Here is a 17,033-nt window from a genome sequence, read left to right on the forward strand (position 1 = left end):
CCTAAAATAAACCTGCAGCCAGCACAATAGCCTTGGCTCCAGAAAGAATTGTTCCAACCCCCGTTATTGCAGTGAGCACCGCCCAACCCATCTCGGCGTCAAAGCCTTCGCCGTGCCAATCAGATTTTTCTGGCGGAAGTATTGTGACGTCATTGGCGGACACACGCGTTCCCACAAATAGTTCTTCCGTGTCGTGGTCGCTTCCATCCCAGTTGGCAAAGAACAACCAGCGCTGGCGCATATCATTGTTAAACAACTTGTACGCAACCGCTCCCCTGCGCCCGTGTGTCAATTCCCCTTCTGCACGATAGTCGCTTGCACCTTCCGTGCAGGCGGTATATTTCGAGCCGTCGATAGTAATAGCGAGTTCTTCTGCGCGCTGTCGGGTATCGCCACGGTTCCACCAGCAGACGTGCAGTTCCCCGTTGTCTATGTGCACACTCAGAGCGTCGTTTCGCAGAATGCCGCCTTCATTACTGTGCAGGGCATAGAAGTACCAGGGTGCATCGTCGATGGTAAAGACGTACACATCACGCACCACATACTGCACTCCCGAATAAATAACTCGAGCGCCGCAGCGCATGCGTTCTGGCAGAAATTTGGAAACACAGGGAATACCCGAAAGTTCGCTATCAAGCCCCAGCTGAGGAAGCATGCCCCGTGCACGCCAGAATCTACGCAAACTCACTACCGTGCATGCCGCCAGCAACGGCGTGATCACGCACAAGGTGTATAAAAGTCCCACAGCATTCCTCCTGCGGTTGTTGCTTACATGGCGCCCTCCCACTCACTGTCCTCAAAAGGATTGTGAGCGGGAGGACTCCATAACCGCCGTATGTGGGATGCTCTGGGGGTGCGAAAAGTTACATGGGCGCGCTTAACACCATGATGCTGTCGCTGGGGTCGACCTCATTGTGAATGTGATGCGGAGTAATACCCATATCGTCAAGGGCACTCCAGATTTTCTCCAATTGGGCTTGTTTATCCAGGTAGTAGTCGGACTCAAATATGCGAACAAAGCGCCAGCCCAGGCGTTCTAAATCGCGCTGCCGTCGCAGGTCTTTGTCAATGTATTCCAGCCCGCGCCAATGGTCGCCATCGCATTCAACGGCAAGGCGGGCATCGGTTCCTTGCACAACAAGGTCGATGCGGTAGGGGTGGGCATCGAATTGCGGAATGACACGGTAGCCGCGGTCCACAATGGCGTTGTACACGCGCTGTTCAAAGAGCGAATTGAAAGGCCCCACGCGGTCATCGTCGGATACGCGTTCGGATTTCTCATCGCTCACGGTGTGGGTTGCCACGCCGTAGGCGTATTTCAGCAGTTTGTAGCGCACGTCCTCGGGGTTAGTCAGCTCGTCCATGCCCACGGAATGGAATAGCCATACCTGGTCTTTGGCGCGACTGACCGCAACGTTATAGCGCTGAACATATACGTCTGAGGTAAGGGCGGGCAGACGCTTGTTTTCGTCTTTTGCGGCAACCATGCTGAGGAACATCACATCGCGTTCGGCGCCCTGGAATTCCGCCGGTGTACCCACCCGCAGGTTGTGTTTTTCCCACACTTCCGCCGGTAGTTGTTCCATCAGCCGTGTTTGAATGTAGTCGGCTTGCCGAGAGGAACTGAGCAGCGAAATCACGCCAATTGTTTTATCGGCATAGGTGGGGTCATTAATGCATTCGCAGAGCTGCGCTATCAGCGCATCCGCTTCGCCTCGGTTTATTTTGCCGCTCCTTTCTTGGCGGCCGTACGGTGTGTGCACAATCTTGAAAGGCGCGAGCCGATCTGCGGGGACTTCCCGGACGGGAGTAAGGGTAATGTCGTCCGGCTCGTAGGTGAGTTGATTGGAGAACCCGATAATCTCGGGTACGCAACGCCGATGTTCAGTGAGGGTGAGCGTGCCGCCGAACCTGGCCGACGCGACGTCGAAAAGCGAGCGTTTCGGGTCGGCCCAGCCTGCTTTGTCTTCATCATCGTCCAGATAGTGGTCGGCGAGTTTGCGCATGTCTTCCTCCCTCACGCCGACGGCGGAAGGCGAGACTTGTTTATCATCGCCGATCACGATAATGCTGGGTGCGAGATATTGCAGGAAGCAGGCTTCCGCCCCGGCTTGCGACGCCTCGTCCACCATCACCACGTCAAACATATTGCTCTGCACATCCAGCTGGTCAATAATGCGGTGCAGCGGCATAATCCACACCGGAACAGCCTCGCGGCAATTATCCAGCGCCCGGCGAACTTCCCTCAATTGCTGGTCCGCATATTTACCGGTTCCTTTGCCCAGGCGTTTCACGCTTTGCGCGTATTCCACCAGGTTTTTACGCATCCGGGCGGTAATGCGATGCCCGCTCAAAGCGTGGTCCCATGCCCGTGCCGCCGCGAGGGTACGCACCTCCTGGTAGATTTTCTCTTCCAGCAACGTGAGTTCTTTATCCAGCTGGGCTATATCCGCGCCTGGACGAATATCCACTTGCTGCGCCGCACGGAACCAGTTCAGCGCAGGACGAACAGTGCGCAGCCTTTCTATCATCTTGTCGCTGCCCTCGGAGGTGCGAAGGTCCTTGGCAAACTGCGGCGACCATTCGGATAACACACCATCGAGCCTATGGAACTCGGCAAACGCCTGATGCTGGCGCATATAAGCCTCGCCCACGCTCAAAGACTCACGGGCGGCGGCAAAATCACCATCCAACATCACGCTGCGGTAGCGCTGTAGCCAGGGAACATCAGGGTGTTTATCGGCCACTTTATTCGTCTGGCGGTGCACAATCTGCAGCTGGGCTTTCTTCTGGTCAATCTGCGCCATCAATGCTGGGGCACCCGCGTATCTTTCCAGCCCTGCGATCAGTTCTGGCAGCTTAGACCCCTCTGGAGGAAACGCAAACGGCGCGAGCAATTGCCGTGCCGGCGGGTAGGCGCTCACGGCATCAATGCACTGGGTGATCTGCGCAAGATCCGCTTCCATGCGAGCCACCATCACGGCCGTTTTGACGTCATTGGACACCGGCAGCCACTGCGGAATTTCCTTGCGCAGCGCATCCAATTCCCAGTGCACTTGGATATGCGCGATCACTGCCTCAACCTGCTCTGCCGTGGAGGGCTGTTCCCCTTCCACACTCACGGCAGCAAAGAACTCCTTACCGTCTTTGAGCAGCGCTGGAGCGAATACGCCGAGTTTCACTTGTCCATGCGCGTCGGTTTTCAGTGGTCCTTTTTCATTGAGGTAATCGCGCAGGCGTTTGGCGTACGGCAAATACTTTTCCATGTCAGCTGCGTTGTTGCCCACGCTGATTTTCTTTACTGCCCCTATGGTGAGAAGCAGCCGCTCTATGGTCTGAACGCGAGTAGACAACTGTTTAATGCTGGTCCGCCATGCCTCCAATTCGGCCGCGTCATAGGCTTTCATAAAGTCAGCAACCCACGCGCTCCCCGACCGGTTGATCCGCTCAAGCTGCTCGTTCAATTTCACGGCTTGCTCACGAGCAGCAACCCGCGTTTCCTCTGTGGAAGCCTGCAGGGCTGCCCATTGTTCCTCAGTCAATCCGGTTCGATGCGACTCCAGTTGCGCATCCAGGCCCGCCAGCGCCTCCACCACGTATTCGCATTCATCGGGCTGCGGCAGCGCATCGAAATCCACCCGCCGCGTCATCTCGATCTGTTCCTTATCAGCGTCACGATAAGCGATGAGCTGCTTGCAATAGCGGTCAATATCTTTCAGGGACAGCGGGAACTTCTTCACCCCGCCAGCGCCCCTGGCCACGATCACTTCAATGGCGTAATCCCAAATCCAGCCGTAGCGTGCGGAATCCTCCTGGACCTGCGCGGCCAGCAATCCCGGTGGCAGTTCGTATCCGGGAATGTGCGCAGGTTCGGTTTTCCGGCGAATTTCTGCGGATATCTGTTGTAGCAGCTCCGCACGGCGCTGTTGGAAGTGGTGGAGGTTATCCACGGCGTCGTTAATAGCACGGCGGGAGACTGTCTGATCAAATTCGGCGGCGGACCGGGCAATGCGGTTCACGGCCAGCCGCAGATCGGCCATATCGTCCGCCGATGTGCCGATCACCGACACCGCCAATTCCCTAATTTCCTCCGGGAGTTTATCGCGGACCTCGTACAATGCGCGGTCCGCCTCGGCGGTCACAAGCACCCTTTTACCCTGGGCCAGGAAATGCGAGAGCAACGCGGCGGCCATGTGGGTTTTACCCGTGCCGGGCGGGCCCTGAACCACCACTTGACTGTGCTGATCCACGCGTTCAATAATGCGCTGTTGAATGTCATTGAGCGGAAGCGGGCTGAAAATGTCATCGCCAAAAGGCACCACCGCGCCCGGCTCATCAGATGCCACGACCGGCGGTTCCTGGTCCGGGTCCAACAACGACAACAAGCCCGCAGGAACGGTCCCGGATTGCTCAATCTCGGCGGCAATTTTCTCGTACGCCACGGCAAAGCCCGTGTTCTGGCGCTTACGCAGAATCAGGGCGGGTGCCCAGTTAATCACCGGCGTTTCCTTCGGTTGCGCGCCCCGGCCACGCGGCAAATACACCGCCGACGTGGACAAACTGTTGGCGGTAAACACGCCGAGATCATCAAACAGTTCAATATCAAAAATATGGCCCGCGTACTCGGCGGCCTTGGCGGTTATGTCCTTGACAAACGAACGGTCTTGAAGAGCCTCCACCGGAATGAAATCCACTTCGGCCTTCAACGGTGCGGCACCATCGGCCAGCGAATACCGAATCTCCCCGGTCGTCTTATCCAGCGCAGACGTCACCGTCACCGTAAACAAATGCCGGTTAATCTGCGTGCTCTCGGCCCGCTTCCCACCGGGTGCCCACGCCAGCAACCCCAAGCCCAGCACCAGTTCGAACTCCTCGCTGGATTGGCTGGCGTTGATGTGCGCGTCAAACAGCGTGTTATACACGTCCTGATACTGCTTCGCCGCGGCCCAGGCATCCCATTTTTCCAGCCAGTAGTTGGCCTGCTTCGTGGTCTCCTCGTCCGCGTCCGGCTTCACCGACGGCCGACGCCTGTGGTTGTGCGACGCGCCCTCAATCCACGGCTTCAGCTTCTCTGGCAGCCTGGGGGCCTCCATATGCTTCGGGCGACCCGCCGCAATGATCACCGCATCCCCCGTGCGGCCGGGATCATCGTCAGCATCCAACAGGCCCAGACGCTGCCACAACAGCGCATTCACACGCACCGGCCACCCATTGGCCGCCGTATTGTGCGCCACATCCGACAGCCACACCACGCCGCCCCGGTCCTCGAAGCCCTTGATATCAGTGGTGGTGTGTTCACGCAGGCGGCGGACCTGCGCAAGGAACTGGAAAAGCCGCGCTGCTTTGTCCGATTGAGTGGTCACGCCATCACTCCGATCACAGGTTCACAAGATGCTTATATGTCCCTTATATTTTTACTACATTTATGCAGCAAAGCTTCACCAAAACCGAAAAAGCACCCCCTATCAGCGGTTTAAGCACACGCCTACCTTAAAAAAGCTCAGGCACATGTCGCGCAATTAGTGGACATGTCCCGCACCCCCGCATATCGACGCCCGCCCCCGCACGACGCCCCACGAGAAGTTGCGGTGAGTGCCGTTTTGGGGCGCCTACTCCCCGAGCACACACGTAGCGATCAGCGTACCCAGCCGTTGGACGTCGACCTGCTTGTGCAGCAAAATTACCCCATCGTTACTCAATCACACGTGTCGGATGTCATTCTAAATGCCGCACTGCCAGCATAAAGGCCTACAAAAACAACAACACAATCGACCCCTCGCCACAGACTTAATGGATAAATGGAGTTGCTGTAGTTATAGCAGCTTAGAGGGTTTCTCACCAGGGCGCAGACTAGAAGCCCCATAAACACCTAAAACCCCAGGCCAACATGCGTGTCGCAGACATAGAAGAAAAGACCCAACTGCTAGGTTAGCCATTAACCAAAAAACAACCACGCAGAAAGGCCCTTTCGGTGCGCTAGCCTACCGCGCCTACCTTGATATTCCGACCCACATCGCTGACACAACCTGCTGCTGGCTTAAATGTTCATCGCCTGGCCTGCGATGACCGCAGCTACCAACATGCCGCCACCTGCAGAAACCAAACACTGCTGGTACTGCGCTGGTTGATTGACGCCACACCTGTACATCGCTTGGCCTTTGATAGTGGGATTAGCCAAGCCAGAAGCCTACCGCTACCTCCATGAAGCGTTAGAGGTTACTTTTTCCCGCGTCCCTAGCCTGCATAAAGTATTAGCTGACCAGGAAAAAGCAGGCGAGCTGATCTTGCGCTTGGATGCCACGCTTATTACTGGAAAAGTCACAAGTCGTGACGACGATGGTGCTAGCATGATTGGCTGGTTTTCCGGCAAACACTACTGCTTCGGAGGCAACCTGCAAGTCTTATCCAACCGGGAGGGTAGGCCGCTGTATATCGTCCCGGTTGAACCTGGGCCACACGCGATATCACCGCCGCGTGAAAGCACATCCTTAGTGCTGTGTGGGCGACCGAGTTGTGGGTTTTCGCTGACATAAGGCTACGCAAAGACATCGCCTAAATACAACCACGTGAACCCTGATGACGAAACGATCAGGGAGATCATTACCGGCATCAGAGCACCCACTGAGGGTGGGAATACTGCATTAAAGCACTACAAGGTACTCAGACATGCCAGCTTATGCCCAACAGCGATCACGAAGATCGCTAGGATTGTCGTGGTGTTAATATCGCTGCATTATGATCCTGATTGGCGATCCTGCTAAGAAAACCTATTGAACCTATTTCAAGCATCAAGCCACTTTCGAAGCTCTGAAAATAAATCCTCAAATCCGCCAAAATATGACTTGCAAATATTCCCATAATTGGCAGAAATATAATCGGCAAATTGCCCTTTATCAAACTTTCTTCGAGTGCAACTAAAGCCACCACCATCTGAAAAATTTTCTTCATAGATAAATTCACTACAAAAAACTTCTTCAGGGTATATATTTTCGATCCCTTTCGACATTATTTTATTACTTTTATTTGGCGGGAATATATATCTGCGAAGATTTCCCTCAAGAACACAATCGTAACTAACGTCGCTATCAAAAATCGTAAATATTTTCCTTGATGTGAGATTTACGTTTTTCCTTGCCGTTTCATATAATTTATTTAGATTTTTTTCGCCGCCGCCTTTTTCGTCGCCATTAGCGCATAATTCTATCAAATCTAATACATCAGAATATCCTAGAACTTTACCCGCCGCTTCTATATGCTTGACATCTGTGGCACCTTCGCAGTAAACTATCGGCTTAGTTGTATTTTTGATTTCCTGTTCTACTTCTTTTTTAAATGATGTTAACTCGCGAAATATATTAAGCGCTTTTCCAAATTCACTAAAGTCTTCTGCGTTGATCCATTTACCCTCAGGCAACTTTAGTATTTTTACTCCATCAGCGCCAAACACCTCGCACATTCCTGAAATAAAAAATGGGGAATGTGATGATAAGATGAACTGCACCTTAGGAAAAAGTTTGATCAGCTGGGGCAATGCTCGATTAACTAAGTCAATATGCAAATGAGAATCTATTTCATCAATTACAACGCTGCCCGAAACTTCAAAAGGGTTATTGATGTAACACTGGTCAGCGTACATAATGATAGTTCCAAAAAGCGAGAAAAGTGTGGATTGTCCAGTAGATAAACTGCTAAGCGGAAACTCCTTCTCTTCATTACTTATAATTAGATCTGAAATGAGTCTATCGCGCCAAAATATTTGCATTTCTTTATCATCTAATATTATCTGAAGTATCTGATTTATCGCTAGACGATAACGTAGAGCGCGTTTTATAAGGCCAGATTGATATTTGAAACTTCTTTCATTTAGCATAGTGCTATCGTCGTCCTGAATGGATACATCAATTCGGCTATCAAGAATAATCTCAGTTATCCATTGGCTAACGCGCGGAAGCATTTGCTCCCAAATTATTTTCCTTCCCAGGTTCCCATGTATTTTTGAAAAGACATATGGATTTAAGTTATCGATACTCTTCGCATTAAACCAGTGTGGTATCTCATTTCTCGTAGTAGGACTAAAACCATACACACCTGACTCATGGATCTTTGTACTCAGCTCTCTTGATATCGAAATATTTTTATCAGCTGGAATTTCATCGATATTAATTTTTTCATATCTATCATCAGGAGGAAGCTCGTCCAAACTCAAATAATTTACGTCTCCAGATTTTACAGAATATCTAATATCTTCGTCAGCATCGATAAACTGGACCACATTTAGATATCCACTTGCCCCTCTTCTTTTAATGTTACCACCAACATATCGAAACCAGGACCGCCCATTTGAAGAATTATTAACTATATCATTATGGCCTTGAGCAGCAGATTCTATGATCGCGTCAGCAAGTACTGAAAGAAGATTAGTTTTCCCAACTCCGTTTTCGCCAACTATGATCACAGGATGTGGAACGCCATCTACTATAGGGAACTCTACTTCAATATGCTCTATCGGACCATCATTGTGCATCAAGAGCTTACTGAAGTACATTTCCTCTACCCCTCATCTGTTGACAAAGCAGCAACAAACGCTTCTTGAGGTACGGAGACTGACCCGATACTCTTCATGCGCTTTTTGCCTTCTTTTTGTTTTTCCAGAAGCTTGCGCTTCCGGGAGACGTCTCCACCATAACACTTTGCGAGCACGTCTTTGCGTAAAGCGCGAATATTTTCTCGGGCGATGATTTTGGAACCGATGGCGGCTTGGACTGGAACCTCGAATTGTTGACGTGGAATCAATTCTTTGAGCTTAACGGTCATCTTGTTTCCGTACCATTGCGCATTGTCTCTGTGCACGATGGCAGAGAAGGCGTCAACGGGTTCTCCTTGGAGCAGAATATCCACCTTGACCAGGTCGGATTGCTGTTCGCCGGCTTCCTCGTAGTTGAGTGACGCATACCCTTTTGTGCGCGATTTGAGCATGTCAAAGAAGTCGAAAATAATTTCGCCTAGGGGCATCGTGTAGCGGAGTTCTACACGATCTTCGGAGAGATAATCCATTCCCCCCATTTGCCCCCGTTTGGATTGGCAGAGCTCCATGGTAGTGCCAACATATTCCGCGGGAACAATGATGGTTGTTTTGACAATGGGTTCCCACACTTCCCGGAGTTTCCCGCCTGGCCAGTCGGAGGGATTGTGCACAATGAGTTCACTGCCGTCTTCGGTAACTACGCGGTAGTTCACGGACGGCGCGGTGGAAATGAGATCCAGGTCGAATTCGCGCTGGAGTCGGTCACGGGTGATTTCCATGTGCAGAAGTCCCAAGAATCCGCATCGGAACCCAAACCCGAGGGCGACGGAGGTTTCGGGTTCGAAGGTGAGCGCGGCGTCGTTAAGCTGTAGTTTCTCCAGCGCGTCCCTTAAGTCGGGATAGTCGGCCTGGGAAATGGGGAACAGCCCCGAATACACCATGGGCTTGGGTTCTTCGTAGCCTTTGAGAGGTTCTTCAGCGCCTTTGGTGGCCCAGGTGACGGTGTCGCCGACTTTGGATTGGCGGACGTCTTTCACGCCGGTGATCAAATAGCCGACTTCCCCTGGCCCCAGCCCGGAACATTTCTTGGGAGTGGGACTTACGATGCCTATTTCCAGCAATTCGTGCGTAGCGCCCGTGGACATCATGCGGATTTTCTGGCGCGGTTCCAGGCGGCCGTCCACCATGCGGATATAGGTGACCACGCCGCGGTAGGTGTCGTAGACAGAGTCGAAAATCATGGCGCGCGCGGGGGCGTCGGCACCCGGGATTCCCGACGCACCGGACTCCGCAACCTCAGAAGACGGCGGCGGCACCAGCTCACACACACGGTCCAGAAGCTCCGGCACGCCCTCCCCCGTCTTGCCGGACACGCGCAGCACGTCCTCCGGCTCGCAGCCAATAATATGGGCGATTTCCAGGGCATACTTGTCGGGGTCGGCTGCGGGAAGGTCGATTTTGTTCAACACCGGGATGATTTCCAGGTCGTTTTCCATGGCCAGGTACAGGTTCGCCAAAGTTTGAGCCTCGATGCCCTGCGCGGCGTCAACAAGCAAAATAGCGCCCTCACACGCCTCAAGCGCGCGGGAAACCTCATACGTGAAATCCACGTGGCCGGGAGTATCAATGAGGTGCATGACAATCTCCTCCCCCGCATGCTCCCCACTGCGCGGCACCCACGGCAAACGAACATTCTGCGCCTTAATAGTAATGCCGCGCTCGCGCTCAATATCCATATTGTCCAAATACTGATCGCGCATATCACGCGCCTCAACAACACCAGTAAGCTGCAAAATACGATCCGCAAGCGTGGACTTACCATGATCAATGTGGGCGATGATACAGAAGTTACGAATCCTGCTAGGGTCCGTGAAAGTCTTCTCCGCGAAATTCTGGGCCATAGCTGTTGACACTACCGAAACAAACCCAGCTAGGCTAAACCCATGGACACACCAAGGGGCACCAACGGCCTGCACAAACCCCGCAAGCCACTCCGCCGCCGAATCCGGCGCACCCTCAAACGCATCCGGCGCCCCGAAGCCATCACCCTAGAAGAAGGACTAGACAAACTCGCCGAACTTCTCGGCCTCCACGACACGCGTATCGACGACCCCGAAGAACGCGCCGCCGTCACCACCGTCCGCCCCACCGAACACCACGCGCGCTCCATCTACTACGCGCCAGACATGGACGGACAAGCCGACCCCGGGGAAGTCATCTGGGTGTGGATCCAGCCCAACCTGCCCGGGCACCCCGCCCGCGAACGCGCCATGGTTGTGGTCGGGCGCTCCCAACACCTACTCCTTGGCCTGCTCATCTCCCCCAACCCCGAACACGCCAACGAAGACAACTGGATAGACATCGGATCCGGCGGCTGGGACGTCGCCGGACGCCAATGCTGGGTGCGACTCGACAAAATCCTCGAAGTCCCCGAATCCACCATCCGGCGCCAAGGCGCCATCATGCCGAAAAGCCGCTTCGAACGCATCGCCCAACGCCTCCGCAGCGACTACAGCTGGGTGTGAGTTGCTTTTTGCCCTGGGAGTTTGTTACATTTTCAGACTGTTGTTGAAAAGACGGTGCCGCCCCTAAAGACGCAGGCAGGACCTTGGGTCTGCGCAGGTGACACCCCCAGATAGCTAAGAGGTAACACGCTATGGCAAACATCAAATCCCAGATCAAGCGCATCCGCACCAACGAAGAACGCCGACTGCGCAACAAGTCAGTCCGCTCCGCAGTGCGCACCGAAATCCGCAAACTCCGCGAAGCCGTTGACGCAGGCGACAAAGCCGCCGCCGAAGCCCAGCTCCGCGTCGCATCCCGCGCCCTGGACAAGGCCGTGAGCAAAGGCGTGTTCCACCGCAACAACGCAGCCAACAAAAAATCCAACATGGCTAGCGCCGTGAACAAGATGGGCTAGTTGCTGGCGCTGTGGCGCTCTGTTGTGACCCGCTTTCAGGCTTGGTTTTCCTGCCTGGAGGCGGGTTTTTGCGTGTTCGGTGTAAGGTAGGTCCATCGCTAGGTTCGAAATCAGGGGTTTTTCGTGCCTGGCGGTAGACCTATTTCTACACCAAGCAGAACCCATCCACTATGGTGACCAAATGTCAACTCTGCCCATCCTTCATCTGTGGACAACTTGACTTATCCACAGATGCACTCCTCTCGCCATGCAGCACAGGTAGCAATCCTGATGTGATGGAATCATGTACCCACATGATGTTCCTGTACTGCGACAAGAGCTTCTCCGTACACTTTCACGCCGCCAGATTGAAAGAAACTATCTTTTTGTCTCACACTTCGCCATGGTCCCGTGCACACTTAAGCGCACAGACTCTGATATTTCCCTAGGTGCCAGGTCCCATCCCCGTCATCTACGTTTCCTGTTTGATGCAATAACTCGCGCACGTGCGCATCACCTAAGCTGCCCAGATGGAATTATTTCTAGCTGGGCAGCTGCCGCTTATGCGGGATTACCTTTCTGGGCGGACAACGCGCACACGACCCTCATGGTAAAAAATGGAAAGCGGAATTCCACCTCTCCCCTGCTCCCCCACAGGCGGATAGTCGCATCACATATACTCACCTACCAGCCGGATCCCGAGTTTCCATCACTGCAGGTCATGCAACCCGCTGTTGCCTCTGCTTACTGTTTACGCGACATCTATCGAGGGCACCACGCCTGGTGGGTAAACAAAATACCCGATTTAACATTCCGCGAAGTGCGGGCCATACAGTTTTTGGATGCTATGCAATTCCATACCAGCCTAAATACAGACAGTTTGCTGGAAAACGCTCATGGCATCTTTGACCGTAGAACGCTTCGGCGGCTCATCCGCCTTTCCGACGCCGGGGCAGAGTCACCACCCGAGACAATTTTGCGTCTTATCGCGGCCCCGTTACGCCCCGGACTGACAACACAAATCCCCATCTTCACAACAGGGTGCCTCCGCAAACTACTCACCGTTGTTGATGCAGGTTGGAAAGATATACGCGTTGGCCTGTTCTACGACGGCGAACACCATCTACACCGCAACCAGCGTGACTACGACTCCGAAGTGTGGGCGACCATGCGCGAACTCGGCTGGGAATGTCTTCGCGTCACCCAAGGCATGCTGGGCCAACCGAAGCGCCTGCAACAACGCATAGAAGCGATCTTGGTCAACCGTCGCTGTTAAGTAGGTCTACCGCCAGGTACGCAAACACCCTGTTTTCGAGCCTAGCAGTGGACCTACTTAACATCAGTGCGTTTTTGGTGCGTTTGTCCAGCGCAAACCCCACGCCCCCAACCACTCCCAACCCTACGGCGCCAGCTCCGCAATCTGGCGCACGGCGTTTTCGATGGCATACCCGGGGTCGCCGCCTTGGCCTTTGGTGGCGGCGTCGAGTTCCGCGATGATGATGACGGCTTTGCTGATGTTGTCGCCGTCCCAGCGTCGTGCTTTTTTGTAGGTGGATTCGATTTTCCAGGGCGGCATTTTCACCACCCCGGCGCGGTCTTTGGCTTCGCCGACGCTGCGGGCGCTGTAGAGCCGGGCGATGGCGGCGATGTTGCCGCCGAGGGCGGCTGCCAGCACGATGGGGTCGATGCCGAGTTGGAGGGCGCGTCGTGTGCTGGCGATGGCGCGTTGGGTTTCGCCGTTGCAGGCGAGATCGGCAATGTCGAAGCCGCTGACTTCTGCCACCCCGGTGAAGTAGGTGCGCACGTGGTCGACGGTGACGTCGCCACCGGTGTCGGCGACGAGTTGGCTGATGGCGGCCGCGAGTTCCCGCAGGTCGGAGCCGACTCCTTCGAGGACGGCGCGGGTGACGTCGGGTGTGGGTCGCACGTTGTGGCGCCGGAATTCGTTGGTCACGAATTGCCCGCGCTGGCTGGCGTTGAGTTTCGCGGCGTCGTGAACCACCCCGAGTTTGCTGAGCGCCTTGACCATGTTTTTTGCGCGCCCTTTGCCGGTGTGCTGGATGATCACGTAGATGCCGGGTTGGTCGTTGCGGGCGGCGAGGAGGAGGGCGTCGTGGGCGTCTTTGATGGTGTCTTCGGCGTTGGTGATTACCAGGATGCGTTCTTCGCCAAACAGGCTGGGACTGAGGTGCATGGCCACCTCGCCTTCGGTGAGGTCGCTGGCCCGCATGGTAATAATCCCCACGGCCCCGGGGTCGGCGCTGGTTTTTTTGATGGCGTCGATGATGTCGCGGCGGGCGCGTTCGGTGAGGAAGTCGTCTTCACCGAGGATGAGGTGCACGGGCGCTGGCTGGTTCACGCACCCACTATAGCGCGCCCAGGCCAAGCCGCCCCAAGCCAAAACTCACCCAGGCTTCAGAACCTACCGTCCGCCGCGTGCTGTGTCCCGTCGCGGTATAAGGCAACGTGCCCGTCGCGTTCGGGGAAGAGCACGGGTGTGCCGTCGGGCAGGGTGCTGGGCCGGTCGCGTGGCGAGCCGTGCGGGTCGTGCACCACCAGCACCTGCGTGCCCAGCGGCGGCTGGTAGCTGTCTTCCCAGTGGTCAATCTCCACCACCCGCAAGGACGTAAGCGGCACCTCCGCCGAGCCACCCTTCCACGAAACCCCCACAAGCAGCACAAACCCCAGCACAACGACCTGCCATCGCCCCGCCCAGATGAGTGCCAGCACCCACAGGCACACCAGAACAACCAGGCCAACACCCAGCCACCCGGGCGGCACATGGATCACGGCGCCGGGCAGCCGGGTACTCCACAGGGCGACGTGGTGCACCCACCAGACGAAGGGCTGCACAATCCACAGCACTAACCCCCGAGCCGGGCCGGGCAGCAGCACGGCCACAAGCCCCAGGATGGTTATCGGTGTTACGGCCGGTTCAGCCAGGAGGTTAGCCACCACGGACACCGCAGAGATTTTCCCGCTCATCAGCGCCACGATGGGCATGGTCACCAGGTCCGCCGCGATGGCGACGGCGAGGCAGCGCGCCAGAATCTCCGGCATCACCACACGCCCCAAGCTCACCCGCGCCAGCGCCCGAAACAACAGCGGATGCAGGGCCACGATCCCTGCGGTCGCCACCACAGACAAGGCAAAACCGTAGGAGGCCGCCATGTCGGAGTCCCACAGCACCAGCCCGATGACGGCGAGGCTGAGGGCGTGGATGGGTTGGCTTCGCGAGTTCGCCAGCACCGCCACCAGCCCGACCACTCCGGTGACGGCGGCGCGCAGCACGCTGGGTTCCAGCCCCACAAGCAGCACGAACCCCACCAAGGCCGCACCCGCCATCGAGATTTGCACACGCGGCCCGAGGGTCAGAGCCCGCGCCAGCAGCACCATGCTTGTGGTCACGATCGCCACGTTCGACCCGCTCACCGCGCTGAGATGCGCCAGCCCCGCCCCCGCATACAGATCCATGTTCAGCCCGCGCGTGTCCCCCAGCACCATCGCCGGCAGAAGCTGCGCGCTGCCCTCCCCCAACCTGCTTATCGACGCCCCGTAAAACCCCTCCCTCACCCCAGCCATCCAGGCTTGTATTCCCCCAGCATGCTGGGTGATGTCCAGGTGAGTGGCACTGGCAACGTGGCTGCTCGCCCCAATGCGCTCACTGGCCCGGGCGGTCACACGCACCTGCACGGTGTCCCCCACTTTCGCGGCGCAAGTCGCGGCCCGGTAGAACACGGTTTCCCCGTGAATGCGCAGCAGCCACACCCCGTCGTGCACGGGGCGGGGCACCGCCTCCACACGTCCCATCAGCAGCGGCGGCAGCGGACGCGACCCGGCGCGAACCCGCAGATAGGTCAGCAGAACGGCGGCACTCCCCAGAGCGCCAAGGACCAATGCCTGGCCGCTGTGCCGCAGCCACCACGCAATCCCGGCCGTCACCGCAACCAGCAGCAGCGGCAACGCCCACCCCCGATGCGCCAGCACGGTCCAGGTAGCCGCCCAACACAGCAGTGCTGCGGGGACGAGCCGGAGTTCGCTCACAGTGTCACCTGTTTTTCCAGTTCGGCGTATTTGGCCGGTCCGATGCCTTTGACGTCTTTGAGTTGTTCCACGGAGGTGTATCCGCCGATGCTGTCGCGGTGGGCGATGATCGCGGCGGCTGTTTTCTCACCCACCCCGGAGAGGGCGATCAGGTCGGCGGCGGTGGCCGTGTTCAGTGACACTTTCCCGCCGCCAGCGCCTGAGCCACCTCCAGGATTACCGGCCGGGGCAGGCACCGCCTCCCCCTGTTTGGGAACGACGATTTGCACGCCGTCGTTAAGCTTCTGCGCCTGGTTGATGCCGAGTAGTTCCGCCTCGGGCAGCGGCCCTGCCTGCGCCAGGGCGTCGGCGGCGCGTGCCCCGGGCGCGAGGGTGGTAAGGCCCGGGTGCGCGACCGCGCCAACCACGGACACCACGATCTCCCCCGGCGGTTCAGCGGCGCTGCTGGTAGCCAGCGGAAACGTCACCGGAGCCTCCTCCGCAGGCTCGGAAGCAACCAGGTAGCGCCCACCCACCACGGCACAGAGCACGGCCGCGGCAGCCACGACGAACAGCCCGTGGCGTGGGGTGATGCGGAGTCGGGGCGTCGGATAGCGGACGTTAAGGAGTTCTTCTTCGCCGGTGGGGGCGGTGAGGTCTGCGAGTCGGTGTGCCAGGTCCATACCCGAAGGGTAGGTCGCGGCGTCGATACCCGGCGCGCATCAGCTGCGCGCCTGTGGATAACCTGCGTTACTCGTCTTCGTCTGTGGATAACTCGGATTCATCGGCCTGGACGGCGGACACCGCGATCGCGCCGGGGCCGGAATGCACCGCCAGAACCGGGTCCATGTCCACGGCCATGAAGGTCGTACCGTCGGGCAGTGCCTCCTCCAGCTGGAGTTGCAGGTGCTTGGCGGTTTCGCGGGCTTCGTGCTGCTGGATGGCTATGAAAAGCGGGTTGGTGTCGGCGTAAGCACCCACCAGTTCCACGATTTTGGCCAGTGCCTTGGAGGGAGTGCGGGTTTTCGCCGCGACGTCCAGCCGCCCGTCCTTGAGGTGCATGATCGGTCGCATGGCCAGAGCGGTGGACATGAGCGAGGTGGTGGCGGAGAGCCTGCCGGATTTGCGGAGTTCGTCGATGCGGTGCACGTACAGCCACATTCGGGATCGTTCTAGGGTGCTTACGGCGGCCTTGTAGCAGTCTTCCAGCGTGGCACCATTCTGCGCCATGGTTGCTGCGGCCATGGCGGCGGCCCCGAGTCCCATGCCGATGCAGTTTGTGTCGATGACGCGCACCATGTCGTCGTCAAACACCGCCGCCGCGGCCACCGCGTTGGACCAGGTGGAGGAGAGTTCCTTGGACAGGTGCAGCGCCAGCACCCCCTCGTCGCCGCCGCGTTCCAGCTGGCGGGCATAGCAGGCGACCAGTTCCAGGGAGGACAAACCGGAGGTGGAGCGGTCGTCTCCGCGGTTCATCATGTGCAGATCAATGACAGTGATGTCCAAGTCCTCGATGATGCTGTCCGGCAGGCACGCCGACGAGTCAGTGACAATCCGAACCGGCACGTACGATCCACTCCTTCAACT

At 56.8% G+C, this 17,033-nt stretch carries 12 protein-coding genes; 4 read left to right on the forward strand and 8 right to left on the reverse strand.

Going from position 1 to position 17,033, the window contains the following annotated elements; translation table 11 throughout:
• Position 1: 1 nt before the first annotated feature.
• Positions 2-745 carry a DUF4178 domain-containing protein gene (locus CDUR_RS09865; RefSeq protein ID WP_179418078.1) on the reverse strand — a complete coding sequence of 248 codons (744 nt, stop codon included), beginning with the start codon at positions 743-745 and terminating at the stop codon, positions 2-4.
• 118 nt (positions 746-863) lie between these two features.
• Entirely contained in the window at positions 864-5,363 is a 4,500-nt protein-coding gene (locus CDUR_RS09870) for a PDDEXK-like endonuclease domain-containing protein (protein ID WP_179418079.1), read from the reverse strand.
• 165 nt (positions 5,364-5,528) lie between these two features.
• Between CDUR_RS09870 and CDUR_RS09875 the strand changes: the two genes are divergently transcribed.
• Positions 5,529-5,744, forward strand: coding sequence for a hypothetical protein (locus CDUR_RS09875; RefSeq protein WP_179418080.1), 216 nt, complete (start codon positions 5,529-5,531; stop codon positions 5,742-5,744).
• Positions 5,745-6,781: 1,037 nt separating this feature from the next.
• Here the strand turns inward: CDUR_RS09875 and CDUR_RS09880 are convergent.
• Positions 6,782-8,545, reverse strand: coding sequence for an AAA family ATPase (locus tag CDUR_RS09880; RefSeq protein ID WP_179418082.1), 1,764 nt, complete (start codon positions 8,543-8,545; stop codon positions 6,782-6,784).
• Between the two features lie 5 nt (positions 8,546-8,550).
• Positions 8,551-10,425 carry a translation elongation factor 4 gene (lepA, locus tag CDUR_RS09885; RefSeq protein ID WP_006064123.1) on the reverse strand — a complete coding sequence of 625 codons (1,875 nt, stop codon included), beginning with the start codon at positions 10,423-10,425 and terminating at the stop codon, positions 8,551-8,553.
• Between the two features lie 42 nt (positions 10,426-10,467).
• Between lepA and CDUR_RS09890 the strand changes: the two genes are divergently transcribed.
• The 3 genes from CDUR_RS09890 to CDUR_RS09900 all read left to right on the forward strand — a co-directional run bounded on the left by CDUR_RS09890 (position 10,468) and on the right by CDUR_RS09900 (position 12,699).
• Positions 10,468-11,049: a type II toxin-antitoxin system PemK/MazF family toxin gene (locus CDUR_RS09890; protein WP_179418083.1), complete on the forward strand. Its 582-nt coding sequence runs from the start codon at positions 10,468-10,470 to the stop codon at positions 11,047-11,049.
• Between the two features lie 131 nt (positions 11,050-11,180).
• Positions 11,181-11,444, forward strand: coding sequence for a 30S ribosomal protein S20 (rpsT, locus tag CDUR_RS09895; RefSeq protein ID WP_006064125.1), 264 nt, complete (start codon positions 11,181-11,183; stop codon positions 11,442-11,444).
• A gap of 859 nt (positions 11,445-12,303) precedes the next feature.
• Complete coding sequence (locus CDUR_RS09900) at positions 12,304-12,699, forward strand: putative endonuclease domain-containing protein (RefSeq protein WP_290207442.1); 396 nt, start codon at positions 12,304-12,306, stop codon at positions 12,697-12,699.
• A 123-nt stretch (positions 12,700-12,822) separates the two neighbouring features.
• On the opposite strand, the gene holA is transcribed toward CDUR_RS09900, so the two are convergent.
• From holA to CDUR_RS09920, 4 genes are all read right to left on the reverse strand, one after another.
• Positions 12,823-13,782 (reverse strand): DNA polymerase III subunit delta, encoded by a 960-nt coding sequence (gene holA / locus CDUR_RS09905; RefSeq protein ID WP_179418085.1) that lies wholly within the window; start codon positions 13,780-13,782, stop codon positions 12,823-12,825.
• Between the two features lie 56 nt (positions 13,783-13,838).
• Positions 13,839-15,467, reverse strand: a complete 1,629-nt coding sequence (locus CDUR_RS09910) for a ComEC/Rec2 family competence protein (RefSeq protein WP_179418086.1) — start codon at positions 15,465-15,467, stop codon at positions 13,839-13,841.
• Positions 15,464-16,129 (reverse strand): ComEA family DNA-binding protein, encoded by a 666-nt coding sequence (locus CDUR_RS09915; RefSeq protein WP_179418087.1) that lies wholly within the window; start codon positions 16,127-16,129, stop codon positions 15,464-15,466. Before CDUR_RS09915 ends, CDUR_RS09910 begins: the two co-directional genes overlap by 4 nt.
• A gap of 67 nt (positions 16,130-16,196) precedes the next feature.
• Positions 16,197-17,012, reverse strand: coding sequence for a DegV family protein (locus CDUR_RS09920; RefSeq protein WP_179418088.1), 816 nt, complete (start codon positions 17,010-17,012; stop codon positions 16,197-16,199).
• Positions 17,013-17,033: the final 21 nt, after the last annotated feature.

Source organism: Corynebacterium durum, from assembly GCF_030408675.1.
GTDB lineage: Bacteria > Actinomycetota > Actinomycetes > Mycobacteriales > Mycobacteriaceae > Corynebacterium > Corynebacterium durum.

Bases quoted from the DNA above. Each gene is read 5' to 3' on its own strand.
- CDUR_RS09875 (WP_179418080.1), top strand. From the start codon at position 5,529: ATGTCCCGCACCCCCGCATATCGACGCCCGCCCCCGCACGACGCCCCA.
- CDUR_RS09880 (WP_179418082.1), bottom strand. From the start codon at position 8,545: ATGTACTTCAGTAAGCTCTTGATGCACAATGATGGTCCGATAGAGCAT.
- lepA (WP_006064123.1), bottom strand. From the start codon at position 10,425: ATGGCCCAGAATTTCGCGGAGAAGACTTTCACGGACCCTAGCAGGATT.
- CDUR_RS09890 (WP_179418083.1), top strand. From the start codon at position 10,468: ATGGACACACCAAGGGGCACCAACGGCCTGCACAAACCCCGCAAGCCA.
- rpsT (WP_006064125.1), top strand. From the start codon at position 11,181: ATGGCAAACATCAAATCCCAGATCAAGCGCATCCGCACCAACGAAGAA.
- CDUR_RS09915 (WP_179418087.1), bottom strand. From the start codon at position 16,129: ATGGACCTGGCACACCGACTCGCAGACCTCACCGCCCCCACCGGCGAA.